This is a genomic window from Kribbella steppae, from assembly GCF_004342025.1.
GTDB lineage: Bacteria > Actinomycetota > Actinomycetes > Propionibacteriales > Kribbellaceae > Kribbella > Kribbella steppae.
In genome coordinates, this window is sequence record NZ_SLWN01000022.1 from 85250 (window position 1) to 108204 (window position 22955).

At 68.1% G+C, this 22955-nt stretch carries 25 protein-coding genes; 16 read left to right on the top strand and 9 right to left on the bottom strand.

Translation table 11 applies throughout. The annotated features are described in order from the left end of the window. Window positions 1–19 precede the first annotated feature (19 nt). Window positions 20–994, bottom strand: a complete 975-nt coding sequence (locus tag EV652_RS41075) for a type IV toxin-antitoxin system AbiEi family antitoxin domain-containing protein (protein ID WP_242002317.1) — start codon at window positions 992–994, stop codon at window positions 20–22. Window positions 995–1127: 133 nt separating this feature from the next. Next, window positions 1128–1577: an HNH endonuclease gene (locus tag EV652_RS41080; RefSeq protein ID WP_132215976.1), complete on the bottom strand. Its 450-nt coding sequence runs from the start codon at window positions 1575–1577 to the stop codon at window positions 1128–1130. Between the two features lie 145 nt (window positions 1578–1722). On the opposite strand from EV652_RS41080, the gene EV652_RS41085 reads away from it, so the two are divergent. From EV652_RS41085 to EV652_RS41095, 3 genes are all read left to right on the top strand, one after another. Then, window positions 1723–2130 carry a DUF3151 domain-containing protein gene (locus tag EV652_RS41085; protein ID WP_132215979.1) on the top strand — a complete coding sequence of 136 codons (408 nt, stop codon included), beginning with the start codon at window positions 1723–1725 and terminating at the stop codon, window positions 2128–2130. Between the two features lie 43 nt (window positions 2131–2173). Continuing rightward, a complete protein-coding gene (locus EV652_RS41090) occupies window positions 2174–2920 on the top strand; it encodes a 2-phosphosulfolactate phosphatase (RefSeq protein WP_199238694.1) in 747 nt (248 codons plus the stop codon). A 151-nt stretch (window positions 2921–3071) separates the two neighbouring features. Continuing rightward, the gene (locus EV652_RS41095; RefSeq protein WP_132215985.1) at window positions 3072–4277 is read left to right on the top strand and encodes an MFS transporter; all 1206 of its coding nucleotides are present in this window, start codon (window positions 3072–3074) and stop codon (window positions 4275–4277) included. On the opposite strand, the gene EV652_RS41100 is transcribed toward EV652_RS41095, so the two are convergent. Then, window positions 4264–5085 (bottom strand): AraC family transcriptional regulator, encoded by an 822-nt coding sequence (locus tag EV652_RS41100; protein ID WP_132215988.1) that lies wholly within the window; start codon window positions 5083–5085, stop codon window positions 4264–4266. The genes EV652_RS41095 and EV652_RS41100 overlap by 14 nt on opposite strands. Before the next feature lie 57 nt (window positions 5086–5142). Between EV652_RS41100 and EV652_RS41105 the strand changes: the two genes are divergently transcribed. The 3 genes from EV652_RS41105 to EV652_RS41115 all read left to right on the top strand — a co-directional run bounded on the left by EV652_RS41105 (window position 5143) and on the right by EV652_RS41115 (window position 7158). Continuing rightward, on the top strand, window positions 5143–5628 hold the full coding sequence (locus EV652_RS41105) for a VOC family protein (RefSeq protein WP_132215991.1): 486 nt from the start codon (window positions 5143–5145) through the stop codon (window positions 5626–5628). Between the two features lie 127 nt (window positions 5629–5755). Then, entirely contained in the window at window positions 5756–6451 is a 696-nt protein-coding gene (locus tag EV652_RS41110) for a phosphatase PAP2 family protein (RefSeq protein WP_132215994.1), read from the top strand. Next, window positions 6451–7158, top strand: a complete 708-nt coding sequence (locus EV652_RS41115) for a phosphatase PAP2 family protein (protein ID WP_132215997.1) — start codon at window positions 6451–6453, stop codon at window positions 7156–7158. The genes EV652_RS41110 and EV652_RS41115 overlap by 1 nt, the downstream gene beginning before the upstream one ends. Here the strand turns inward: EV652_RS41115 and EV652_RS41120 are convergent. Then, the gene (locus tag EV652_RS41120; RefSeq protein WP_132216000.1) at window positions 7143–7952 is read right to left on the bottom strand and encodes a DUF1206 domain-containing protein; all 810 of its coding nucleotides are present in this window, start codon (window positions 7950–7952) and stop codon (window positions 7143–7145) included. The genes EV652_RS41115 and EV652_RS41120 overlap by 16 nt on opposite strands. 75 nt (window positions 7953–8027) lie before the next feature. Between EV652_RS41120 and EV652_RS41125 the strand changes: the two genes are divergently transcribed. The 4 genes from EV652_RS41125 (at window position 8028) to EV652_RS41140 (ending at window position 11477) form a co-directional block, all read left to right on the top strand. Continuing rightward, window positions 8028–8981, top strand: a complete 954-nt coding sequence (locus EV652_RS41125) for a diacylglycerol/lipid kinase family protein (protein WP_132216003.1) — start codon at window positions 8028–8030, stop codon at window positions 8979–8981. A gap of 452 nt (window positions 8982–9433) precedes the next feature. Then, on the top strand, window positions 9434–10714 hold the full coding sequence (locus tag EV652_RS41130) for an adenylosuccinate synthase (protein ID WP_132216006.1): 1281 nt from the start codon (window positions 9434–9436) through the stop codon (window positions 10712–10714). 77 nt (window positions 10715–10791) lie between these two features. Beyond that, window positions 10792–11073 (top strand): hypothetical protein, encoded by a 282-nt coding sequence (locus tag EV652_RS41135; RefSeq protein ID WP_132216009.1) that lies wholly within the window; start codon window positions 10792–10794, stop codon window positions 11071–11073. Next, a complete protein-coding gene (locus tag EV652_RS41140; protein ID WP_132216011.1) occupies window positions 11070–11477 on the top strand; it encodes a PIN domain-containing protein in 408 nt (135 codons plus the stop codon). Before EV652_RS41135 ends, EV652_RS41140 begins: the two co-directional genes overlap by 4 nt. Before the next feature lie 11 nt (window positions 11478–11488). Here EV652_RS41140 and EV652_RS41145 read toward each other — a convergent pair whose 3' ends face one another. Next, window positions 11489–13624 carry a protein kinase domain-containing protein gene (locus EV652_RS41145; protein WP_132216014.1) on the bottom strand — a complete coding sequence of 712 codons (2136 nt, stop codon included), beginning with the start codon at window positions 13622–13624 and terminating at the stop codon, window positions 11489–11491. Between the two features lie 250 nt (window positions 13625–13874). On the opposite strand from EV652_RS41145, the gene EV652_RS41150 reads away from it, so the two are divergent. After that, a complete protein-coding gene (locus tag EV652_RS41150; protein WP_132216017.1) occupies window positions 13875–14486 on the top strand; it encodes a DJ-1/PfpI family protein in 612 nt (203 codons plus the stop codon). Between the two features lies 1 nt (window position 14487). Here the strand turns inward: EV652_RS41150 and EV652_RS41155 are convergent, their stop codons facing one another. Beyond that, window positions 14488–15387, bottom strand: a complete 900-nt coding sequence (locus EV652_RS41155) for an SAM-dependent methyltransferase (protein ID WP_132216020.1) — start codon at window positions 15385–15387, stop codon at window positions 14488–14490. A 51-nt stretch (window positions 15388–15438) separates the two neighbouring features. Then, window positions 15439–16140, bottom strand: coding sequence for an SDR family oxidoreductase (locus tag EV652_RS41160; RefSeq protein WP_132216023.1), 702 nt, complete (start codon window positions 16138–16140; stop codon window positions 15439–15441). A gap of 90 nt (window positions 16141–16230) precedes the next feature. Between EV652_RS41160 and EV652_RS41165 the strand changes: the two genes are divergently transcribed. Beyond that, window positions 16231–16821, top strand: a complete 591-nt coding sequence (locus EV652_RS41165; protein ID WP_132216026.1) for a TetR/AcrR family transcriptional regulator — start codon at window positions 16231–16233, stop codon at window positions 16819–16821. 493 nt (window positions 16822–17314) lie between these two features. After that, complete coding sequence (locus EV652_RS41175) at window positions 17315–18532, top strand: alginate lyase family protein (RefSeq protein ID WP_132216029.1); 1218 nt, start codon at window positions 17315–17317, stop codon at window positions 18530–18532. Between the two features lie 53 nt (window positions 18533–18585). On the opposite strand, the gene EV652_RS41180 is transcribed toward EV652_RS41175, so the two are convergent. After that, the gene (locus EV652_RS41180; RefSeq protein ID WP_132216032.1) at window positions 18586–19416 is read right to left on the bottom strand and encodes a siderophore-interacting protein; all 831 of its coding nucleotides are present in this window, start codon (window positions 19414–19416) and stop codon (window positions 18586–18588) included. A gap of 112 nt (window positions 19417–19528) precedes the next feature. Here EV652_RS41180 and EV652_RS41185 point away from each other — a divergent pair, with 112 nt between their 5' ends. Genes EV652_RS41185 through EV652_RS41195 form a run of 3 tightly spaced genes read left to right on the top strand, consistent with a single transcriptional unit; the run spans window position 19529 to window position 22680 of the window. After that, window positions 19529–20599: a FecCD family ABC transporter permease gene (locus EV652_RS41185; RefSeq protein ID WP_132216035.1), complete on the top strand. Its 1071-nt coding sequence runs from the start codon at window positions 19529–19531 to the stop codon at window positions 20597–20599. Further along, the gene (locus tag EV652_RS41190; protein WP_132216038.1) at window positions 20599–21642 is read left to right on the top strand and encodes a FecCD family ABC transporter permease; all 1044 of its coding nucleotides are present in this window, start codon (window positions 20599–20601) and stop codon (window positions 21640–21642) included. The genes EV652_RS41185 and EV652_RS41190 overlap by 1 nt, the downstream gene beginning before the upstream one ends. 15 nt (window positions 21643–21657) lie before the next feature. Next, window positions 21658–22680 (top strand): ABC transporter ATP-binding protein, encoded by a 1023-nt coding sequence (locus EV652_RS41195; protein ID WP_369410068.1) that lies wholly within the window; start codon window positions 21658–21660, stop codon window positions 22678–22680. Between the two features lie 129 nt (window positions 22681–22809). Here the strand turns inward: EV652_RS41195 and EV652_RS41200 are convergent. Continuing rightward, on the bottom strand, window positions 22810–22955 hold a 146-nt coding region (locus EV652_RS41200), incomplete at its 5' end, for a transposase (protein WP_199238695.1).

Sequence of the window (22955 nt, forward strand, 5' to 3'; positions counted from 1 at the left end):
TTCGCGGTGGGCCCCTCACTCACATCCGGGCACGGGCGAGATCGAAGTGCCTGATGCCGGTACGGCGTGACGCTCGAGTGAAGCTGGCGCGGACCCGGTCGACGACCAGGGCTGGGTCGTTGAGGTCGGCCCAGGAGATCCGGCAGCATTCGAGCGGATCGGGTGCAGCCGGATCGGGGACCGGCGAAACCGCGGGCAGCTCCGCTTCGTCGGGCTCGTTTTCCTCGCACCAGAAGGGAAAACGTGGCTCGAACTCCAGCACGGTTCGCTCGTCGGGGAACCACAAGGACGCGATCTCGGGCCCGGTCGGCTCCAAAGGATCCACGTCCGGAGGTGGGGTCGGGGACGGCACAGGCAGGCCCTCGTTGGCGAGGATGAGGCGGAGGCGGGACTCGGCGACCGAGGCTGACTCCGCGCCGGCCCGGGAGATCGTCGTGATCGCGCGCTCGTTGCCGTGATCGGCGGCCGCGCGTTTCAGCGAGCGGCTGGTGACCAGACCGGCGTACAGGGCGGCCTCGGTCAGGACGACCGCAGGCGCGGCTGGTGAGGTCGCGGCCACCTCGACGACGGCGCGGGCCGGTGAGACCATCCGCAGCTTGTTCCACACCTGGATGCCGGGGCCGACTGGATCTCGGATGTGGCGGTGGACTCCGCCCACGCAGCCGCCCCGGCCGTGCGGTGCGGTCACATGTACACGGGACAGGTCGAGACCCCAGAGCGGCAGGGCATGGAGTGCCGCCGCCGACTGGTGGCTCGCGAAGACGGCAGGGCCGCCGGAGCGGAGCACGCGGTACACCTTCCGCAGGTGCAGGACCTCATTGGTGACGAGTGTGAGCGCCCGGTGCGCGGCATAGGTGCCCGGCCGGATCCGGCGCCAGCAGCCGGTGTCCAGCAAGGAGTCGATGTCCGGGTCGGGGTAGCCACAGGCGCGCGCGTCGGCACGGGTGAACACCCCGCCGCGGATGGTGGCCATCACGGCGAGTTGAGGGTTCATGCCTAGAAAGTGCCGTGATCAGCCCCGCGATCTCACGACGTCTTCAAATCTGTGGACAGCCGGACGGTCGTTCAGCGACCGTGGTGATCTCGACGGGCCACCGAGACGCGTGTGAGGGCATGAAAAAAGCCCGTCATGTTTGTATGACGAGCTCTGCGCGGGTTGGAACCCAAGGTTGCCAGAGGAGCGGCATGCCGGCCTCGAGGGGAGTGCGGTTGCCCTTCCGCTCGTTACAGGCAGCATGGGCGGCCACGGCATTCAGCCACTCGGTGCGGCCGCCCCTGGATCTGGGTTGGACGTGGTCCATGGTGTCGGCGTTGTCCAGACCGCAGTACGCACACCGGAACTTGTCCCGCCGCAACACTCCGTGCTTGCTGTACTTCATCCGGCCGGCCGCGTAACGCCAGTGCGTCACGACGTACCGGACCAGGCGCAGCACGCGTGGAACCGGAAAAGGGCCGATGGTCCGTTCACCGTGCGCCTCTTCCACCACTGCGACCTCGCGGACCAGCATCCGGATGGCGTGCTGGATCGACACGGTGTGCAGCGGCTCGTATGACGCGTTCAGGACTATGACGCTCATCCGGTGCCTCCTTCCGGCCGTAGCTGGGAACCACGGCGGCTATCACGCAGGGTCTCAAGCATCCGTGGCCGATCGGTGAACGGTCAACGGATTTCGCCAGACGGTCACGTACCGGTTCGGCTGCGTCATCGGCGAAGATGTGCCTATGGAATTGAACAATCTGCTCTCAGGTCCACCCGAGACACTACTCCCCGTAGACCCGGCCGCGGCGGAACTCGCCGCCGGGGCCGCTGCGGTGGACGTCGCGGCCAAGTTCCCGACGTCGTCGCTGGCCTGGAGTGAGCTGGCCGAGGCGGCGCTGGCGGACGGCCGGACGATCGAGGCGTACGCGTTCGCCCGGACCGGCTACCACCGCGGTCTGGACCTGCTCCGCCGCAACGGCTGGAAGGGTCACGGGCCGGTCCCTTGGGAGCACGAGCCCAACCGCGGGTTCCTGCGCTGCCTGGCCGTGCTGGGCAAGGCGGCCGCGATCATCGAGGAGAAGGATGAGGCCGAACGCTGCGCGACCTTCCTGCGGGACTCCTCTCCGACGGCTGCGGATGCGTTGAGCTGAAACGTGGTTGTGGGGCTGGTCGCCCGGCGGCATGATCCGTCGGGTGACGAGCCCCTACGCGCAAGACGGATTCCGGGTCGGCTTCGACTGGGCAACCACCGGAGCGGCTGCAGTGCCCGGCAGCATCACGGCTGTCGTCGACGTCCTGTCCTTCACGACGACCGTGACGGTGGCAGCGGATCTCGGCATCGACGTTTACCCCTACCGATGGCGCGACGAGAGTGCCGTCGCCTACGCGAAGCAGTACGACGCAGTGCTGGCAGTAGGAAGGTCCGAAGCAGGCCCGGGCGAGGTGAGCCTGTCGCCGGTCACGATCCGTCAGGCCCAGGGGATCGAGCGGTTGGTACTGCCGTCGCCCAACGGCTCGACCATCTGCCAGCAGCTCAGTGATACCGGGTCCACGGTCATCGCCGTCTCACTGCGTAACAGAGCCGCGGCCGCAGAGTGGGTCAGCAAGCGGCTGGCCGAAGACCCGCAGCTCACCGTGGTGGCGATCGCAGCGGGGGAGCGCTGGAAGGTCGGGGCGCTCCGGCCCGCTGTCGAGGACCTCTGGGGTGCGGGTGGGTTCCTCGCCGCGCTCGACGTCGACGGCTTCTCCCCGGAGGCCCGGGCGGCCGCGGCCGCCTACCAAGACGCCGAAAACGAGCTCCCAGAACTGCTGCACGAATGCGCCGGCGGTCGCGAACTCACGCAGTACGGCTTTCCCCAAGATGTGGCGATCGCGGCAGAGGTGGACAGCAGCCGGTCCGTGCCCGTCCTGCGAGACGGTAAGCTGAGCGCGTCAAACTGAACCTCGAGGTTCTGCCCGTTGACAGAGCCGGCAGGCGGCGTGCGTCCCCGCTTCCTGCCGAACATGGATGGTTGTAGGCGGATTCGACAGACCGGTGAAGCTGGACGCCCACGGTCGGTCCCCGCCCCTTCGGGCAGCGGAAGGTCTCACCGTGCCGGCACTCACCGGACGGATCAGCACGCCCACTACCAACTACGCAGCGGTACTGCGTACTCCCGGGGCGTGGAAGTTCTACCTAGCGGCGGTACCGGCTCGCATCGGGATCGCCATGACCAGTCTGGGCATCGTCTGGCTGGTCCACGGATTCACAGGGTCGTACGCCGCAGCCGGCAGCGTGACAGGTGGCTATGCAGTCGCCGAGGCGTTGGCGGGCCCACAGGTGGCACGCCTGATCGACCGCTTCGGTCAGACCCGCATGCTCCCGATCACGGTCCTGGTCCATGCGGCAGCAGTCGCTATTCTGATCGGCCTGACTGTCTCGCGGGCATCACTGTGGTCGCTCATTGCTGCTGGAGTCTTGGCAGGCGCGTCACTGCCACAAATAGGTGCGCAGACCGCGGCCCGCTGGTCGCATGCACTCCGTGGCACTCCGCTGCTCTCGTCTGCCTTCGCCTTGGAGTCCCTGAGTGTCGGGATCGCCTTCCTGGTCGGCCCGGCGCTGATCGGAACGGTCAGCTCGCTCGGCGGCCCTGTGGCCGGTTCGGTGCTGGCAACCAGCCTGGTTCTGTCCGGCTGTCTCGCACTGGCCGCACAACGCAGTACGGCGCCACCGCAGGCCAGGCGTGATCGCGTCAAGAGCCCGGATCGCCTGCTGCACAAGGGTTTTCTCGCATTGGCCGGCACCAATGTCGGTATCGGACTGTTCTTCGGAAGCATGCAGGTCTCCGTGACCGCGTACGCCGTCGATCGCGGCACAGCGTCGCTCGCCGGTCCCCTCTACAGCATCACCAGTCTGGTCGGCCTCTTCGCCGGACTCGCCTACGGTGCGCGGCGCTGGCGCATGCCCGCCCGGAGCCAGTTCGTACTGGTCCTCGCCGGACTCAGCATCAGCACATTGCCGTTGCTGATGGTCGAGAACCCGTGGGCTGTTGGCTTTGCGCTAGCACTACCCGGTCTTGCCATCGCTCCGTTCCAGACGCTGTCGTCAGTGCTCGCCGAGTCGGAGCTTGACTCCGCCGTACTCGTCCAAGGCTTCACCTGGCTGAACTCAGGCAGTGCAGCCGGCATCGCACTAGGTGCGGCGTTCGCAGGCCGCGCCGTAGACGCCTATACCGCCCACTACGGCTTCGCGGTCGCCCTACTTGCCGCCCTGACCGCAACCGCGATGGCGGTGGTGGTCAAGGTCAGCGGTAGGTGATCTGGCGTTCAGCGGCGGCGCGGGCGGCGTACTCGGCCGGGGTGAGGCCGATCTGCTGCTTGAACTCCTTGGAGAAATGGGCCTGGTCGAAGTACCCGAGTGATGCCGACAGGTCGGCCAGCTCGGCGACCTGGCCCTGCGCCAGCAGTTCGGCGCCGTCGTGGAGGCGGTAGCGTCGAAGGACCCATTTCGGGCCGACTCCGACGTACCGCCGGAAGAGTCGTTGCAGCGTGCGGATCGGGATGCCGAACCGTTCGGTGATCTGGTCCACCCGCGCCACCGAACGATCCGACGCCATCGCCGAGACGATCTCCCGGACCAGCTCGTACGACGGGTCGGGCGGCGCGAGGTGATCGCGCAAGAACGCCTCGAACACGGCACGACGCCGTACGTCGGAATCCGCCGCGAACATCAGGTCCGCCAGCCGATCGCCGTCCGGGAACACCGCGGTCAACGGCAGCACCTGGTCGCGGAACGACGCCACGTCCAGACCGGTCACCGCACCGAACCCACCGGCCCAGAACTTGACCCCGAACGCGCGGCCGCGACCGGCCAGCTCGCGCTCGAACTTGCGCGTGCAGACCCCGTTCACGAATGCGCCGCCCGGCTGCTCGAACGTGACGTTGACACTCGGGAACGGCAGCACCTCGGCCGTGTACGGCTCGTCCAGGTCCCACTCGACGATCCAGTACCACTCGACGAACCGGCCGACCTCGGGCCCGGCGGCGAGCCGGCTCAGCGTCCGGTGCCGGGCCTGCTCCCGCGGATGCAGGATGCCCTTCTCGCTCTCGGACGGCGATGTGCTCACACTGGCTGTCGCTTTCTTACAAGACCGGTACGGCGCTCGCCGCGTTGACTAAGAGTCATGACGACGAACACGGTAAACCCCATCCCCGACGGTTATCACTCGCTGACCCCGTACCTCGCCGTACCGGACGGTCCGAAGGCGATCGAGTTCTACCAATCGGTGTTCGGGGCCGAGGTGATCAGCCGGCAGGACCTGCCGGACGGGCGGGTCGGTCAGGCGGAGCTGAAGTTCGGGAACTCGATGCTGCAGCTGAGCGACCAGATGCCACAGATCGGGCTGCGGGCGCCGAACGGCGAGTGGGTGCACTCGTCGCTGGTGCACTACGTGCCGGACGTGGACGCGACGTACGCGAAGGCGGTCGCGGCCGGGGCGAAGCCGGTGGAAGAGGTACAGACCTTCATGACCGGCGACCGCTACGGCACTGTGATCGACCCGTTCGGTCATCGCTGGGCGATCCTGACGAAGGTCGAGGACGTGTCGCGGGAGGAAGCGGATCGACGGGTGAAGGAATGGCTGGCCTCCGACCCGGAGGAGCTGCAGTAGGCGGTCTGGGCGGCGCTGAAGCCGAGGCGGTGCCAGTGGGACCGACACAACCCTCGCACGTCGACGCCGCGCTGAAGGGCGCGCTGACCTGCGAGCTCAGGTCTCCTTGCAGTGCAAGGATGCCGTCATGGACCCCACCGCCGTCTTCGCCTGGCGCCGACTGACGCGGGCTGTCGTCTACGCGGTTGTCGTCGCGATCCCGCTGGCGATGCTGGCGTTCCTCGTCCGCACCAAGTACGACCCGCTGGTGACCCTCGACCAGGACCTCATCTTCGCCGCAACCGACTACACCCGCGGCCACCCACGGTTCCGGTCGTTCGTCGAGACGTGGGAGGCGATCAGCCAGCCCTGGGTGATGTTCCTGTTCCTGGGCCTGCCGGTGAGCCTCTACGTCTGGTTCGGCAAGCACCTGCGGACGCGGGCCTGGTGGGCGCTGGCGACGATGGCCGCCGGCTGGGGCATCGCGGGTGTGCTCAAGCTTCTCGTACGCCGTGCCCGTCCCGAGATCGACGACCCGATCGCCCAGCACGCCGGGTTCTCCTTCCCGTCCGGTCACGCCACCAACAACGCCATCGTCGTCACCGTGGTCGTGCTGTTGATATGGCCACTCGTGGGTACCGGGGTCCGGAGGCTGCTGGTCGGCCTCGGTGCGGTCTGGGTGATCGTGACGTGTGCCGACAGGCTCTATGCGGGCGCCCATTTCCTGTCCGACGTCACGGCCGGTGTGTTGCTCGGGTGCGGGCTGACGGCCGCGTCGTACGCGGGCTATCTGGGCTGGAGGCCGCCAACCCCCACCGACAGCACGACGAAAGGTTCCGACTGATGGCGTTCCTCACCCGCTGGCAGGAAGACACGTCCCGACCCACCGCCAGGGAGGCGGGCCGTGACCTGGTCGTCCGCGCACTCGCCCCTCTCGTGGTGTGGTGGTTGGTCGTGGTCGGGATGGGCTGGCTCCTCACCGACGGTCCGGCGAAGGACCTGGGCGTCTCCGAGGGCAGCGTCAGCAAGAGCTTGGAGTCGTCACGCACGGCGTTCGGTGACGCGGTCACACTCTTCTTCTCGTGGACGGGCGCGACGGTCAGCATCATCGGCGTGTGCCTGGTCGTGGTCGTGCTGGTCTGGCGGCGGACCAAGCAGTGGTGGTACGCGGTCGTGCCGCTCATCGCTATCAGCCTGCAGGGGATCGTCTTCTTCTTCACCCAGCTCCTCATCCCCCGCGAGCGCCCGGACGTCGGGAAGCTGGACGAGTCGGCGCCGACCTCCAGCTTCCCGAGCGGGCACACCGGTGCCGCGACCGCGCTGTACTTCACGCTGGGGCTGATGGCCCTGCGGATCACGAACCCGGTGCTCCGCAGCGTGGTGGTCAGCGTGTGCCTGGCGATCCCGTTGCTCGTCGCGACGGCACGGCTCTACCGGGGTATGCACCTCGTCAGCGACGTGGTGGTGGCCATCGTCAACGGCTCGGTGGCGGCCCTGCTCGCCTGGTGCTGGCTGCGTCGCGACGATGTGGAGGATCAGACGCGCGCGTAGCGGGCACGCGCGAAGGAGTACACGCCGTACGCCGCCAGGCCGAGCGCGATGCCGAGCAGGATGACCGTGCCGGCGGGCAGGTCCAGCATCGAGCGGAGCCCCCCGTCCAGGCCGGTAGCCTTGCCCGCGCGCTGCTGGATCGCTGCCGTGATGAAGAGGATGCCCACGGCCGCCAGTGCGATGCCCTTGCCGATGTAGCCGACCCTGGCGGCGATGACCACAGACCGACCCGGGTGCTCCTGCAGGTCCCCGAGGAACCGTTTCCGCCAACCCTTGTGCACGTGGTAGGCGGCGATGCCGATGATGGCGACGCCGACCAGACCGACGAGCACCCGGCCACCCGGTGCCTCCATCAGGGTTACCGTGAATTCCGTGGTCTGCTGGTTGCTCGACGTACTACCGCCCGAGGCGAACGTGAAGGACATCCAGGCGAGCGCGCTGTACACCACGAGCTTGCCGCCGGCCTTCGCCTTGTCGGACGCCTCGTGCCGGGTGACGAGCTCGGTGAGCTGCCAGAGGGCGAGCAGGGTGAACCCAGCCGCGATCACCCAGAGCAGGACCTGGCCCAACGGCTCCTCGGCGAGTGTCGCCAGCGCACCCGACTGACTCGCCTCCTGTCCGCCGCCGCCGAGAGCGATCCGTGCGGTCAGGTAGGCGAGCAGCAGGTGCAGGACCCCGCTGGCGCCGTAGCCGAGGCGAGCCCCCCACTCGACCACGGGATGGTCACCGGCCTTGGCTGCGGCCCTCTTCGCCTCGCCGCTCACCTCGCCGGCCCGATCGCCGCTGCTGTTCATGATTTCTCCCCTCGCCTACGTGTACCCAGCCACCGCCGCTGGTAAGCCTCGTAGGCGGCGTGCAACAGTACGCGGGTGAACGCTAGGGGTCCTCAGGTCGTCGTCGTCGTCAACCCGACGAAGGTCGACCTCGCCGAGGTGCGCGAGGTTCTCCAGGACGCGGCCACAGCGGCGGGCGTCGAGGCGCCGACGCTGGTCGAGACGACCGAGGACGATCCGGGCTTCGGCCAGACGCGCGAGGCCGTTCGCGACGGCGCCGGTCTGGTGTGCGCCCTCGGGGGCGACGGGACCGTCCGGGCGGTGGCGCAGGAGCTCGTCGGCACCGGCGTCCCGCTGGGTCTCCTTCCAGGCGGTACCGGGAACCTGTTGGCCCGCAACCTCGGCCTCCCGATCGACTCCCTGGCCGCCGCGGCCGCCGCGGCCTTCTCCGGTCAGGACCGCACGATCGATGTCGGATGGTTGGTCGTCGACCCCGACGAGAGCCAGCGCGCTGGTGACCTGCGCACCGGCGCGGGCAACGTCCACTGCTTCACCGTCATGGCTGGGGTCGGTTTCGACGCCCAGATCATGAATGACGCGCCCGAGGGCGTGAAGGACAAGGCCGGCTGGGCGGCGTACGTCGCCAGCGGCGGCACACACCTGAACGACGACCCGTTCACGCTCGACCTGGTGGTGGATGGGCGCACCGCGGCCACCGGCCAGGCCCGCACAGTCGTGGTCGGCAACTGCGGCGAGCTCACCGGCGGCATGGTGCTGCTGCCCGATGCCGAGGTCGATGATGCCTGGCTGGACGTGGCGACGGTCAGCCCCGAGAGCCTGACCGAGTGGATCGGGGTGGCCTCGCGGGTGCTGGGCGACCGGGGCGACGGACCGTCGCTCCAGCGTGATCGGGGTCGTGACCTCACGGTGCGAGTCGACCCGCCACAGCTGTGCGAGGTCGACGGTGACGTGCTTACCGAGGCAGGCCTGCTGCGCTTCGCAGTGCAGCCGGCCTGCCTCGTGGTACGCGTCGGACGAGACAGCGCCTGACGGCACGACGAACTACCGAACGGGGAAAGGGACAGTCGTCGCCCGCGAGATGGAGAGCAGAAAAATCAGCTGCGCCTCGGAAAACGAGACTGTTCTCGTCAGAGACGAGACTGTTCTCGTCAGAGAACGAGACTGTTCTCGTCAGAGAACGAGACAGCGGCCCGCCGGAACCGTCCCCTGCGGCAGTTTCGGCGGGCCGCTGACTAAGAGTGTGCACGCGATCACGGAGATTGGCAACCCGTTACTTGATGAAACGAGTACTTCAAGTGATCGTTTCTATGCTGTGGACAGTGAACGGCCGGTGGACCCGGTTCCGGTAAGCTTTGGTCGCAAGAGCCTGGATGCGTTGCCGGATGAATGTCCGGTGAACGTCTCCGGGCTTCACCGTTTCCAGCGTCGGGCCGTCGCGGAGTCGTGAGGCGCTCGGCCGGCGCGTGAAGAGGAGGGCTGAGATGCCCGCAATCGTGCTCGTCGGCGCCCAGTGGGGCGATGAGGGCAAAGGCAAGGCGACCGATCTGCTCGGCAACACGGGCGAGGTCATCGACTACGTGGTGAAGTTCAACGGCGGCAACAACGCCGGCCACACGGTAGTGATCGGGACCGAGAAGTACGCACTGCACCTGCTGCCGAGCGGGATCCTCACCCCGGGTGTCACCCCGGTGATCGGCAACGGGGTCGTGGTCGACCTGAATGTGCTGTTCGAGGAGCTCGACGCGCTGCAGGCCCGTGGCGTCGACACATCCCGGCTCCTGGTCAGCGCGAGCGCTCATCTGATTCCGCCGTACAACCGGACGCTCGACAAGGTGACCGAGCGGTTCCTCGGCAGTCGCCGGATCGGGACCACGGGTCGCGGGATCGGGCCGACGTACGCGGACAAGATGAACCGGATCGGCATCCGGGTCCAGGATCTGTACGACGAGAAGATTCTCGAGCAGAAGGTGACCGGCGCGCTGGAGCAGAAGAACCAGCTGCTGGTGAAGGTCTACAACCGCCGCGCGGTCGAGATCGCCGAGGTGATGGACGAGTTGCTCGGGTACGCCGAACGCCTCCGGCCGATGGTGGCCGACACCAGCCTGCTGCTGAACAAGGCACTGGACGACGGCAAGACCGTGCTGATGGAGGCCGGCCAGGCGACCCTGCTGGACGTCGACCACGGCACCTACCCGTTCGTCACCTCCTCCAACGCGATATCCGCTGGCGCGTGCACGGGCTCCGGCATCCCGCCGACCCGGATCGATCGCGTGATGGCGGTCGTCAAGGCGTACACGACCCGCGTCGGCGAGGGCCCGTTCCCGACCGAGCTGCTGGACGCGGACGGTGAGTGGCTGCGGCAGCAGGGCGCGGAGTTCGGTACGACGACCGGCCGGCCGCGCCGGTGTGGCTGGTACGACTCGGTCATCGCCCGGTACGCCGCCCGTGTCAACGGCGTCTCCGACTTCGTCCTCACCAAGCTGGACACGCTGACTGGGCGCTCGACGATCCCGGTCTGTGTCGCGTACGACGTCGGCGGCGTCCGGCACGACGAGATGCCGATGACCCAGACCGACTTCCACCACGCGGTCCCGGTCTACGAGGAGTTCGACGGCTGGTCCGACGACATCACCGGCTGCCGCAGCTTCGACGACCTGCCGAAGGAAGCCCAGAGCTACGTCCGTGCCGTCGAGTCCCTCAGCGGCGCCCGCATCTCCGCCATCGGCGTAGGCCCCGAACGCTCCCAAATCGTCCAGCTCTGACAGCACGCCACGCCGACCACCCGGGTGTTGCACTCGGGTGGTTTGCGTTGGTCATACCGCGGTCATACCATGACGGTATGGCGGTCAAGAAGAAGACCCTGTCCTTCGACGAGGACCTGTGGGCAGCCGTCGAACGGCGGGCGCGCGAGGCGGAGACGACTCCGTCGGCCTACGTGAACGAGTTGGTGGCCAGGAGCGAGCGGCTGTACCGAGGTTTGCAGGCAGTGTCGGACTGGGAGTCCGAACACGGCGCACTGACCGCGGACCAACTCGATTGGGCGGACCGAGCACTGGCGGACGCTCAGCGCGAGGCGGCTGACGACGAGCCGGCGGACTCGGGTGGGAGTTCGAACGCGTGACGCGGTTGGTCTATGACGCCGGTGCGCTCGTCGCCGCCGAGCGAGACGACCCTCGGCTGTGGGCGATTCACCTCCGAGCGCTGATGCGCGGCGTCGAGCCGAGCGTTCCCGCTGCGGTGCTGGCCCAAGTCTGGCGAGGTCACAAGCAGCGCGGTCTTCGGCGGCTCATCGACGGGTGTGAGGTCGTCCCGCTCACTCAGGAACTTGCCACCAGGGTCGGTGAGTTGCTGGCCGTCGCCGATCGCGCCGATGTGGTCAATGCGCAGGTCGTGGCCTGCTGCTTCGAGTCGGCGGCAACCTGTGTGACCTCGGATCGAGGAGACATCGCGCACCTGGCGGAGGCTGCGCGCACTGGTGCGTGGCGCGGCAACACCCGTTGGAAGGTGCCGATCATCTCGCTCTGATCAGGCTCGCTTCAGCGGCCGATGAAGGGGAGGTCTCGGATGAAGGGGGCGTCTCGGAGGTCGTCGAGGGTGGGGCGGTTGTTGAGGTCGGGGGTCTGGATGGGGGTGCGGGCCCAGGTGGAGCCGTCGCCCTGGGTGGCGCTGTAGAAGGCTGCGACGCCTAGGGCCAGGAGTACGGCGGCGACCGTCGCCGACAGCCAGTGGGGACGGAACGCGTTGCGGGCGGCGATGTGGGCCCCTCGGCGGAGCGAGGAACCGCCGGGACCCCACCAGGCGAAGAAGAGCGCGGTGAGTGCCGCGCTGCCGAAGCCGATGGCGGAGAGCGGCTGCCATTCGAGGCCGCGGGCGGTGGCGACTACCCCGGTGACGATGCCTCCGACGACTACTCCGGTCAGGAGCGGCAGGATCAGGCACGGGAGGGTGATCAGAGTCGCGGTGACGAGTTGCAGCGGCGTGGAGGCCGCGGCGACCACACCGTCGGAGCGACCGGACCGGCCGCGCATCTGACGACGTCGCATCAGTGCGGTGCTGGAGCGGTCGACAGTACGCGCGATCACGAACAGCACGACCACCACGAGCGAGCCGAGTCCCGGGTAAAGCGCGACGAGCCCGGTCAGCGCCACCATCAGGCCGACCACCACAGCAGTGCGCTTGCCAGTGGCAGGAGCCCGCTGCGGCTTCCCCTGGTACGGATTCACCTGGTACGGCGAACCGTCCCCACGCTCCTGCTGCTGCGGAGGACCGGCCTGCCGGTACGGCGCGGGAGGCTGACTCTGGTACGGCGCCGGAGTCGGGCTCTGGTACGGCGCAGGCAGTTGACTGTGGTACGGCGAAGTCGGCGGAGCACCGTAGCCGGGAGAGCCCTGGTATGGCAGCGGCATCGCAGCAGGCGCAGCCGCATTCGGCGCCGGACTGTAGGTCGCAGGGTGACTGCCGGCGGCATAACCGGCCGGCCCACCAAGAGCCCCACCAGCCCCCGCACCACCCACCGCGGCGCCACCCAAGCCGGCACCACCAAAACCGGCACCACCAACCGCTGCGCCGGCTCCTGCCACACCAGCGCCAGCCCCAGCGGCGGCCGCAGCCTTGCGAGCCGCTGCGGCGTCCCGGAGCTTGTCCCGGATCGGTGCGAAGGCAGACAGCGGCGGGATCACGTGCGGAACGAGCTGCGCCACCTCTGTCGGCGACGGATCCCCTGAGCCTGAGCCGCCGTTCTCCTCCGGTATGACCCGGGTCATCTGAGCAGTCGGCGGGTTGAGCTGAATGGTCGGGGGAGCGACTACCACCGTGGGCTTCTCACGCGGTGGCAATGCATCCCGTCCCTCGGCGTACCGGTTGAGGCCGGTCATGATCTCGTCCTGGGTCGGGCGGTCGCGCCGGTCCGGAGCGAGCGCCGCAGCGAGCAGTGACTTCAGCCGCGGGTCCAGTCCTTCCAGGTCGGCCTGACCGCTGTGCACCCGGTGCAGCACGGCCTCGAACGGCCCCTTGCCGAACGGGCGCCGTCCAGTGGCCGCGAACGCCACAGTGGCCGCCCAGCCCCACCAGTCCGCCGACTCCGACACCGTCTCGCCCTCGATGAGCTCGGGTGCCAGGTAGCCCGGCGTACCGATCACCAGACCAGTCTGGGTGAGTCGCAGGTCGTCGGCGGCCTGGGCGATGCCGAAGTCGATCATCACCGGCCTGCCGTTGCACATCATCACGTTGCCCGGCTTGAGGTCGCGGTGGATCACTCCAGCCAGGTGGATCGCCTGCAGTGACTCCGCCAGGCACCCTGCCACCGGTAACCACTTGCGCGGCGTCAGCGGTCCGCGCTCGTCGACTTGCTCGTCCAGCGGCCGGCCCGGTACGAACCGGGTCACCAGGTACGGCTGGTCGCCTTCGAGGTCGTGGTCGAGGATGCCGGCCACACCGGGGTGGCTCACTTTCTGCAGTGTGGTCGCTTCGCGCTGCAACCGGGCGCGTGCGATCGGGTCATGTGCGACATGCGGCCGCAGGACCTTGAGCGCGACCTCTTGGTGCTCGGATCCTTCGGCCAGGTAGACGACACCCATGCCGCCCTGACCGAGCCGCCGGATCAACCGGTACGGCCCGACCCGCTCCTCCACCTCCTCCACCGGTGTGGAAGGAGTGCCCCCTGTCGCTGACATGCCATCTACGGTACGTCGGCAGCAGACCAATACGCCGTGATGACGTCTGAGGTAATCGTCCGGACTCACCGTGTACCGGAGTCTTGTCGCAATTGAAGAGCAACTCCGATGGTGTCGCGATGCTGGTCGAAGGTGTCGACCGGAGGCACAAGGCCACTGACGTACTGGGCTGATTCCGATGGCCAGATCCTTGCGAACGGCGTCCGGTCGGTCACTGGTGGTCCAGCACACGGGCCGGTTGGGTTGAAGGATGCGAATCGAGATGCTGGTGTTCGACGGGCTGGACGAGATGGACCTGATGGGCCCGTTCGAGGTTTGGAGTCACGCGGCCAAGCGGACGGAGCTGGAGTTGGCGTTGGTCGGGCTGGACGGGCCGGTCGAGGTGACCGGGCTGAACGGCCTGCAGTTCAAGGCGCCGGAAGGACTCGGTACGCCGGACGCGCTGTTCGTACCGGGTGGCGGCTGGCTGAACCGGGCCGAGAGGGGTTCCTGGGCTGAGGCGCGGCGCGGTGTGATGACGGCACGGATCGCCGAGCTCGCACCGCAGCTCCGCTTCATCAGCTCCGTCTGCACCGGGTCGATGCTGCTGGCCGAAGCCGGTCTGGTGAAGGGGCAGGCAGTGACCACGAACCGCAACGCCTGGGCCGATCTGGAGGCATTCGGCGCCGACCTGAAGAAGAACCGCGTCGTCGATGACGGCGATCTGGTCACCGCCGGCGGCATCACCGCCGGCATCGACCTGGCGCTGCACGTCGTCGAGCGCGAGTTCTCCGCCGAGGTCGCCGACGGGATCGCCGCCACCATCGAGTACACCCGCGACCGCGACCTCTACGTCAGCCCAAAGGTTGCTACAGGCAACTGAATTAGCGGCGTCGGAGGAGGACCCCGCGGCTGCCGCGCTTGCGCAGAAGCGCGCCGGCGAGCTCCTCGAGCCGTGACGCGACCAGTTCGATCTCTTCCTCGACCGACCACGCGGCCGGCCAGACCTGCCGGGCCAGCTCGCCGGCCTCCATCGCGACGAACAGGTGGTCGGTCGGGAACCGATCGAGCAGGCTGAGGTCCTGGCCGTAGTACAGGACCTCGATCAGCAGGTACGCCGACCCCGTCAGCCGCGCCGTGGTGGCGAGATCCTCGAAGCTGTGCGGATGGATGCGTACGTCGCCGGCGACGTTCGATCGCAGTCGCTCGAGTAAGAGTTCGTTCGGCTCGGTCGCGTCGACGGAGTACCCGTCGGCCAGCAGACGTTGCGTCAACGCCCCTTCGTGCGCTCCCACCTCGATCATCCGACCCGCGATCGGATCCAGATGACGCCGTACCCACTCGACCGTCGCGCGCAAGCGTTCCTGCTCGTACGGCGACGCCGCGACCTCGACCGGATCGAGCACAACGGGAGCGCCGGCCGGCAGCGTGTGCCGGACCGGGCCCCCGACAGCAGCCGTGATGTCGAGGGCCCAACGGCCGTGGGTGGTGCGAGTGTCCCACGGGTGGTGGGTCCAGACCGTGAACGGGATGGCGCCGGCTTCGAGGGCGATCGCGGCGGCCGCGGTCGCCGGTGAGAACGCCTTGTCGCTTTCGCCGGAACTGGCGTGCAGGGCCGCGATCGCCGCGAGACGACCCTCGAGCGGTATGCCGGCGGGCAGCTTCAGATAGACGCCGCGCTCGGCGGCGACCAGGTGGACCTCCCGGCCGTGGGCCGGGTCCAGGACGGACAGGAAATCGGTGACGGCATCTTCGGGACGGAGAACGGCGAGGACGTCGATCATCGACTCCAGCTTACGCAAAGTCCTTGCCGAAAGTGGCCGGCTGCGTGTCGATCAGTTGACGAGTTGCGGATAGGTGGCGGTCAGGTCCTGGGAGAGGCCGGCCTTGGCGCCACGGGCGGTGTCGTCGGCGAGCACCTCGTGGGCTCCGGCCTCGATACCGTCCAGGGCCTGCTTGGCGATGTCCTCGGGACGGGACTTGGGTGCGGTGACCGCGGTGACCATGTCGGTGTCGACGTACCCCATGTGCAGGCCGGTGACGCCGATGCCGCGATTGAGGAGCTCGAGCCGGATGGCGTTGGTCTGCAGCCAGAACGCGGCCTTCGTCGCGGCGTAGGCGCCGTGCAGGGCGACCCAGGACAGCGCCGAGTGCGCGTTCAGGATGTGGCCGCCGCCGTTGCGCTCGATCACCGGGACCAGCGCGCGGGTCAGGTTGAGCGGGCCGAAGAAGTTCGCCTCGAAGACGGCGCGGACGTCCTCGATCGGAGTGTCCAGGTAAGTGTCCGGCGAACTCGCGCCGGCGTTGTTGACCAGGACGGTGATGTCCGGCACCGCCGCGACCAGGGCGTCGATCGAGGCCTGGTCGGTGATCTCGAGCGGCAGCGGTACGACGCGGGGATCGCTGCTCGGCTTGGGATCGCGGGCGGTGGCATAGACCTTCGCGACACCCCGGTCGAGCAGGTCCGCGACGATCGCTTTGCCGATCCCGCGCTGCCCGCCGGTGACGAGGACGACGGCGCCTTCGAGTGTGGTCATCTGAACTCCTGTGCTGTAGTAAACCGATCTGTTTCCACGAGCGTAAACCGATCGGTTTCCTTATGCAAATCCAGCCGGTACTCTCGATGCATGACCACCTCGTCGACACCCCGCGAGCGGCTCCTGGACGCCGCGGGCGAACTCTTCTACCGCGACGGCGTCAACATCGGTGTGGACGCGCTCTGCAAGGCGGCCGGGGTGTCGAAGAAGTCGATGTACCAACTGTTCCGCTCCAAGGACGAGTTGATCGCGGAGAGTCTGGCCAGCCGCGGCCCGTCGTACCAGACGCTGCTGTACCCGGGGTCGGACGACGACCGGCCGGGCCGGGACCGGATCCTCGCGGTGTTCGAGCGGCAGGACCGGATGGTTGCGGAGGGCAATTACCTCGGCTGTCCCTATGTGAGTACGGCGGTCGAGCTGAAGAACCCGGAGCACCCGGGCTCGGTGGTCGCGCGGCACTTCAAGCAGCAGCTGACCGACTTCTTCCATCGAGAGCTGGTGATGGCGGGTGCGGAGGATCCAGGCACGCTCGCGATCCAGCTGACGATGATCTTCGATGGTGCCAGCGCCCGGGCCGTCGTGCGCGCCCAGGCCCTCGGCGGTATCGGCGTCACCACTGCGGCCGCCCTGCTGGACGCAGCGGGCGTCCGCTCCGGCGAGCTGGCGACCCAGGCGCGCTGAACGCCGCCGGGGCCGCCGTGGTCGTCAGCTCGGCGCCGGCCAACAGGAAGGCGCCGACGCCGAAATCGGCGGTGGACTCGTAGTTGACGGACTGGCTCGACTCCGGCCGGTCGCCGACCTTCTGCACATAGCCGAGGAAGCCGTCCGTGCGCTGGATCGGTCGTAGTGCGGACACAAGCTGGGTCAGGCTGCTTTCACGCCGCGGCATTGGCTACAGAGGGTAATACCTGGGCGGCCATGACGCGGTTCCGACGGTCAGGATCTGGCGTCGTTTCATGGGACGAGACCTCACTTTGTTCCACGGGAATGGGGCGGTTTTTGTTCCATCGGAGTGGGACGGATCCACCGGTTGTTCCATCGTGAATTTCGTCCATGCTGGGATATTGACGTGCTCACCGTCCGTCGTCAAACTTTCGCAAAGACCCTGCGGTAGTGCCTTTGGGCACCCGGGGGATCGCAGTGTCCTACCGCCCCGAAGAACAGGACATCCGCCATGCGAAAGAAGCCTCTGGTCCTGGTCGCCGCCTGCGCGCTACTGGCGGCCGGTGCCCTCAGCAACCAAGCGGTCGCCGCGTCCAGCGCCGAGCCGCAGCAATCCGCCGTACCGGCACCGGCTGATGCGCCGGCCGTGTTCACCCATCCTGGTGTGGGGGTGAGCCGGGCGCAGCTGGACTTCGTCCGGGCCAAGGTGCAGGCCGGTGCGCAGCCGTGGACGAACGCGTTCAACCAGGCCAAGAACAGTGCGTACGCATCACTGTCCCGGACGCCGAAGCCGCGCGCGGTGGTCGAATGCGGCTCGTACTCGAACCCGAACTACGGCTGCACGGACGAGCGCGAGGACGCTATCGCGGCGTACACCGACGCGCTGCTGTGGTACATCACCCGTGACGATCGCTATGCACAGAAGGCGATCCAGCTGATGGACGCCTGGTCGGCGACGATCCGCGACCACACCAACAGCAACGCGCCGCTGCAGACCGCGTGGTCGGCGTCGTCGTGGCCGAAGGCGGCCGAGATCATCAAGCACGCGTACGGCAACTGGCCGAACGCCGGCCGGTTCGCCACCATGCTGCGTAACGTCTACCTGCCCGAGATCATCAACGGCTCGAACTCCAACGGGAACTGGGAGTTGAGCATGACTGAGGCGATCCAGGGCATCGGCGTGTTCCTTGACGACAAGACCGTGTACGACAAGGCGATCTCGCTCTACCGGGTCCGGGTCCCGGCGTTCGTCTACCTCGAATCGGACGGCCCGCTGCCGAAGACGAAGCCGAGCCAGAACCTCAACACCCGCGAGAAGATCATCGCGTACTGGCAGGGCCAGGACACCTTCGTCAACGGGCTGGCGCAGGAGACCTACCGCGACTTCACCCACACCGGGTACGGCATCTCGTCGATCTCGCACGTGCTGGAGACGTCGCGGATCCAGGGCATCGACCTCTACCCGGAGTTCGGTGAGCGGCTGCGGCACGCGCTCGGGTTCCAGTCCCGCTGGGAACGCAACCTCGAGCCGGTCCCGTCCTGGCTGTGCGACGGCTCGGTCCATCGCGGGCTCGGCCCGATCACCGAGGTCGGCTACAACGCCCTGCACACCCGGCTCGGGATCGCGATGACGAACACCCAGGCCCTGACGGAGTCTCGCCGCCCGGCCGGCTCCAACAACCTCTTCGTGGCTTGGGAGACCCTCACCCACGCCGAGAACCCGTCCTGACCAGCTGAGTACTGCGGCCGGGGAGCTCTCCGGCCGCAGTACGTCGGTACTGGTCAGATCTGCGCTTCGCCGCGCTTCCAGTAGCCCTGGAAGGAGATCGCGGCCTTCGGCATCCCGACTGCGTTGACCAGGTGGCGTCGTACCGACTTGATCATCGACGACTCTCCGGCCACCCAGGCGTAGTCGACGTCGTACGGGAGATCGGCGGCTTTGAGTGCCTCGAGCAACGACTTCGGTCCGTCGTCAGAGGCCGGCGCGATCCAGGTGATGTCGGCGGTGCCCGGTGTCGGCAGGGGACGGATGTCGCGGATGTCCGGGACCTCGACGAACACGGTCGTGTGGACGGTGGCCGGCAACTGCTCGAGGATTCCGGCGAGCGCGGGGAGAGCGGTCTCGTCGGCGACTAGCACACGGCGGATGCTGGTGACCGGCGGGACGTAGTCGACGCCGGAGTGCAGCAGGCCCTTGGTGCTGGTCGTGTCGACCGCGAACGGCAGGATCAGGCCGACCTGGTCACCGATCTCGGCCGCGCTCACCCAGGCGGACGCGGGTCCGTTGATGCCGTGCAGGACGAACTCGATGTCGAGCTCGGCGACCTCGGGACGGAGCGCGCGCACTGTGTAGGTCCGCATGATGAAACGCTCGTCGACCGGCTGCGCGCACCACTCGGTGTACCACTCGGGACCGGTCGGGAGCTTGAGCTCGCTGCCGTCCGGCGGCGAGAGCAGCACCTTGATCCGCTGGTCCGGTCCGGCCGTCACCGCTTCCGCGATCCGCGGTGCGACGAAGGTCACGCGGCGCAGGTGTGGGCTGAGGTCGTCGACCGCCGCCACAGTGGTGAGGACCGAATCGAACACGATCGGCCGCTCGAGCACAGTCGTCATGCTGGTTTCTCCGTAAATCTTGCCGGGGAGGACTCAGATGCGGACCCGCGGACGGCCGGGTTATTCTGAGGCGTCTAGAGGTTAGCCTTACCTAAGAGGATCCCAAAGTCCAATGCCCCCGCCCACCGCTGTGGCCGAAGCCACAGGTCCAGACGCTGCCGCCCCGTCGCGCCCGCGGCGGAACCGGCGGGCCACGCTGTTCCTCGGGCTCTTCGGGTGTATCGCCCTCCTGGTGCTGGTGACGTTGCTCAGCATCGCGGTGGGCTCGAAGCAGATCCCGCTGTCGACGGTGTTCGATGCCTTGCGCCACTACAACGACGCGGATACCGATCACGTGATCATCCGCTCACTGCGCGTACCGCGGACCGTGATCGGCCTGCTGGTCGGTGCCGCGCTGGGACTGTCCGGGGCTTTGATGCAGGGCGTCACCCGGAACCCGTTGGCCGACCCCGGCATCCTCGGCGTCAACGCCGGTGCCGCGCTTTTCGTTGTCGCAGGCATCTACTGGTTCAGTATGTCCAGCCTGACGTCGTACGTCTGGCTCGCGTTCGCCGGCGCGGCCGCCGCGTCGATCGCCGTCTACCTGCTCGGGTCGCTCGGCCGTGAGGGTGCGACCCCGGTGAAGCTGGCGCTGGCCGGTGCGGCGATGACGGCGATGCTCGGATCGCTCACGACGGCTCTGCTGATCGGTGATGTCGACACCTTCGACCAGTTCCGGTTCTGGGCGGTCGGATCGCTGGCCGGCCGCGGTTCGGATATCGCGACGCAGGTCGCGCCGTTCATCCTGATCGGGATCGTGCTGGCGATGGTCTCCGGGCGCGTACTCAACGCTCTCTCACTCGGCGACGACGTGGCCAAGTCACTCGGTCAGCGGGTCGGACTGGCCCGGTTGTTCGTCGCGGTCGTCGTCGTACTCCTCTGTGGAGCTGCCACCGCGGCCGCGGGACCGATCGCATTCGTCGGGCTGACGATTCCGCACGTGGCGCGGCTCGTGACCGGGCCGGACTATCGCTGGATCCTGCCGTACTCGATGCTGCTGGCGCCGATCCTGTTGCTCGGCTCCGACGTCGTCGGCCGGGTCGTCGCCCAGCCCGGTGAGCTGCAGGTCGGGATCGTCACCGCGGTGATCGGCGCGCCGTTCTTCATCGCGCTGGTACGGCGGCGGAAGCTGGCGGACCTCTGATGACGACGACGGCTGAGGCAGTTCAGGTCATCGCCCGGGCGCGGGCGGTCCGGCAGGCCCGCTCGCTCGCGGTGATCACGGTCCTTGCCGTACTCGTCTTCGCGGCCTTCTGCGTGTCGCTCTCACTCGGCGACTTCAAGATCCCTGTCATCGATGTGGTCAAGACGCTGTTCGGCGGAGGTGACCGGGCGACCGAGTTCATCGTCAACCGGCTTCGGTTGCCCAGGGCACTCACCGGCTTGATGGTCGGTGCCGCGCTCGGCATGTCCGGCGCGATCTTCCAGAGCATCGCCCGCAACCCGCTGGCCAGCCCCGACATCATCGGTGTCACGTACGGCGCCAGTGCCTTCGCGGTGTTCGCCATCATCACGCTGGGCCTGACCGGGGTTGCGGTGTCGGTGTTCGCGATCGCCGGGGCCGTGCTGACCGCGTTCCTCATGTACGTGCTGGCCTGGCGGCAAGGGGTGTCGAGTTACCGGCTGATCCTGATCGGGATCGGGATCGGTGCGATCGCCACGAGCATCACGTCGTACCTGCTGACCAAGGCAAGGGTCGAGATCGCCCAGCAGGCGCTGATCTGGCTGACCGGCAGCCTGAACGGCCGGGACTGGTCGAACGTCCGGTCGATGGCGATCACCCTGGCGGTGCTGACTCCGCTGATGGTGTTCCTTGTCCACCGGCTGCGGATCCTGCAGCTCGGCGACGAGACGGCGTACGGGCTGGGGTTGCGGGTGGAGAGCTCGCGGCTCGGGCTGATCGTGATCGCCGTACTGCTCGCGGCGGTCGCGACGGCCGCGGCCGGGCCGATCGGGTTCGTCGCATTCGTCGCGGCGCCGATCGCGCGCCGGGTGACCCGGTCGCCGGGGCCGGCGATGATCGCGTCCGCGCTGATCGGTGCGCTGGTGGTGGCGTTGTCGGACCTGATCGCGCAGCACGCGTTCGGCGACACACAGCTGCCGGTCGGTGTGGTGACCGGCGTGGTCGGAGCGCCGTACCTGATATTCCTGCTGGCCAGGGCCAACCGGGTCGGGAGTGGTGGCTGAGAGATGGAGAACTCTGTGGGTCCTGAGATCGTGCACAGCTTGGCTGCTGACGGCCTCGCGGTTGGCTACGACCAGCGGGAGATCATCCACGACCTGTCGGTGCGGATCCCGACCGGGAGGATCACCGTCATCGTCGGCGCCAACGCTTGCGGCAAGTCGACCCTGCTGAAGACGCTGGCCCGCCTGCTCAAGCCCTCGCGCGGATCGGTGCTGCTGGACGGCAAGAGCATCCAGTCGATCCCGACCCGCGAGGTCGCCACCAAGCTCGGCCTGTTGCCGCAGTCACCGACCGCGCCGGAGGGGATCACGGTCGCCGACCTGGTCGGGCGCGGGCGCTACCCGCGGACCCGGTGGATCCGGCAGTGGACCAAGACCGACGACGAAGCGGTTGCGGCTGCGATGACGTCGACCGACGTCCTTTCGATCGCGGACCGGCCGATCGACGAGCTGTCCGGTGGGCAGCGGCAGCGGGTCTGGATCGCGATGGCGCTCGCGCAGGAGACCGACATCCTGCTGCTGGACGAGCCGACGACGTTCCTCGACCTGACGCATCAGTTCGAAGTGCTCGACCTGCTGGTCGACCTGAACAAGCAGCACGAGCGGACGATCGTGCTGGTGCTGCACGACCTCAACCAGGCCTGCCGGTTCGGCGACCATCTGATCGCGATGAAGGACGGCGCGATCGTCTGCGAGGGCAACCCGAGCGAGGTCATCACCGAAGAAGTCGTCCAGGACATCTTCGGCCTAGCCGTCAAGGTCATCCCCGACCCGGTCGCCGGCACCCCCATGGTCGTCCCCCTAGGCCGCCACACCACCCGCACCGACCGCCCCCAAGACACCCCACCCCCCACCGACGCCGCGTCGGCCGCGCGCGAGTCGGGCTCGGGGAACGCCTGGCCGGCCTCCGCTGAGGCTGCTGCGGGCTCGCGTGGTGCTGGTTCGGGAGCTAGCGTCGGTGCGGCTTCGGACAGCCTGGCTGCTCAGGCCTTGGCCGCCAGCGCCGCCGCCAGCGGCATCTGCCGTCCCAGCGACCGCTGACACCCGTGGCCGGCTGCGTCGACGCTGTCCCGACCACCGCCGCGTCGACGCACACCCAGTCCTCGTCAGCGACGTCGGCGTACCCAGGACGCTTGAGCGGATAACCGGCTCTCCTGTCTGATGTGTGGGTCAGTTTCGGCCGGGGAGGGGTGGTCGGTAGCCGCCGAGGGTGAGCATGGCGAGGGCGATGAGGGCGTGCGGGTCGTGGAAGCCGTAGGCGATGCGGGTGATGAGGCGGATCTTGGTGTTGACGGCTTCGATGCGGGCGTTGGTCA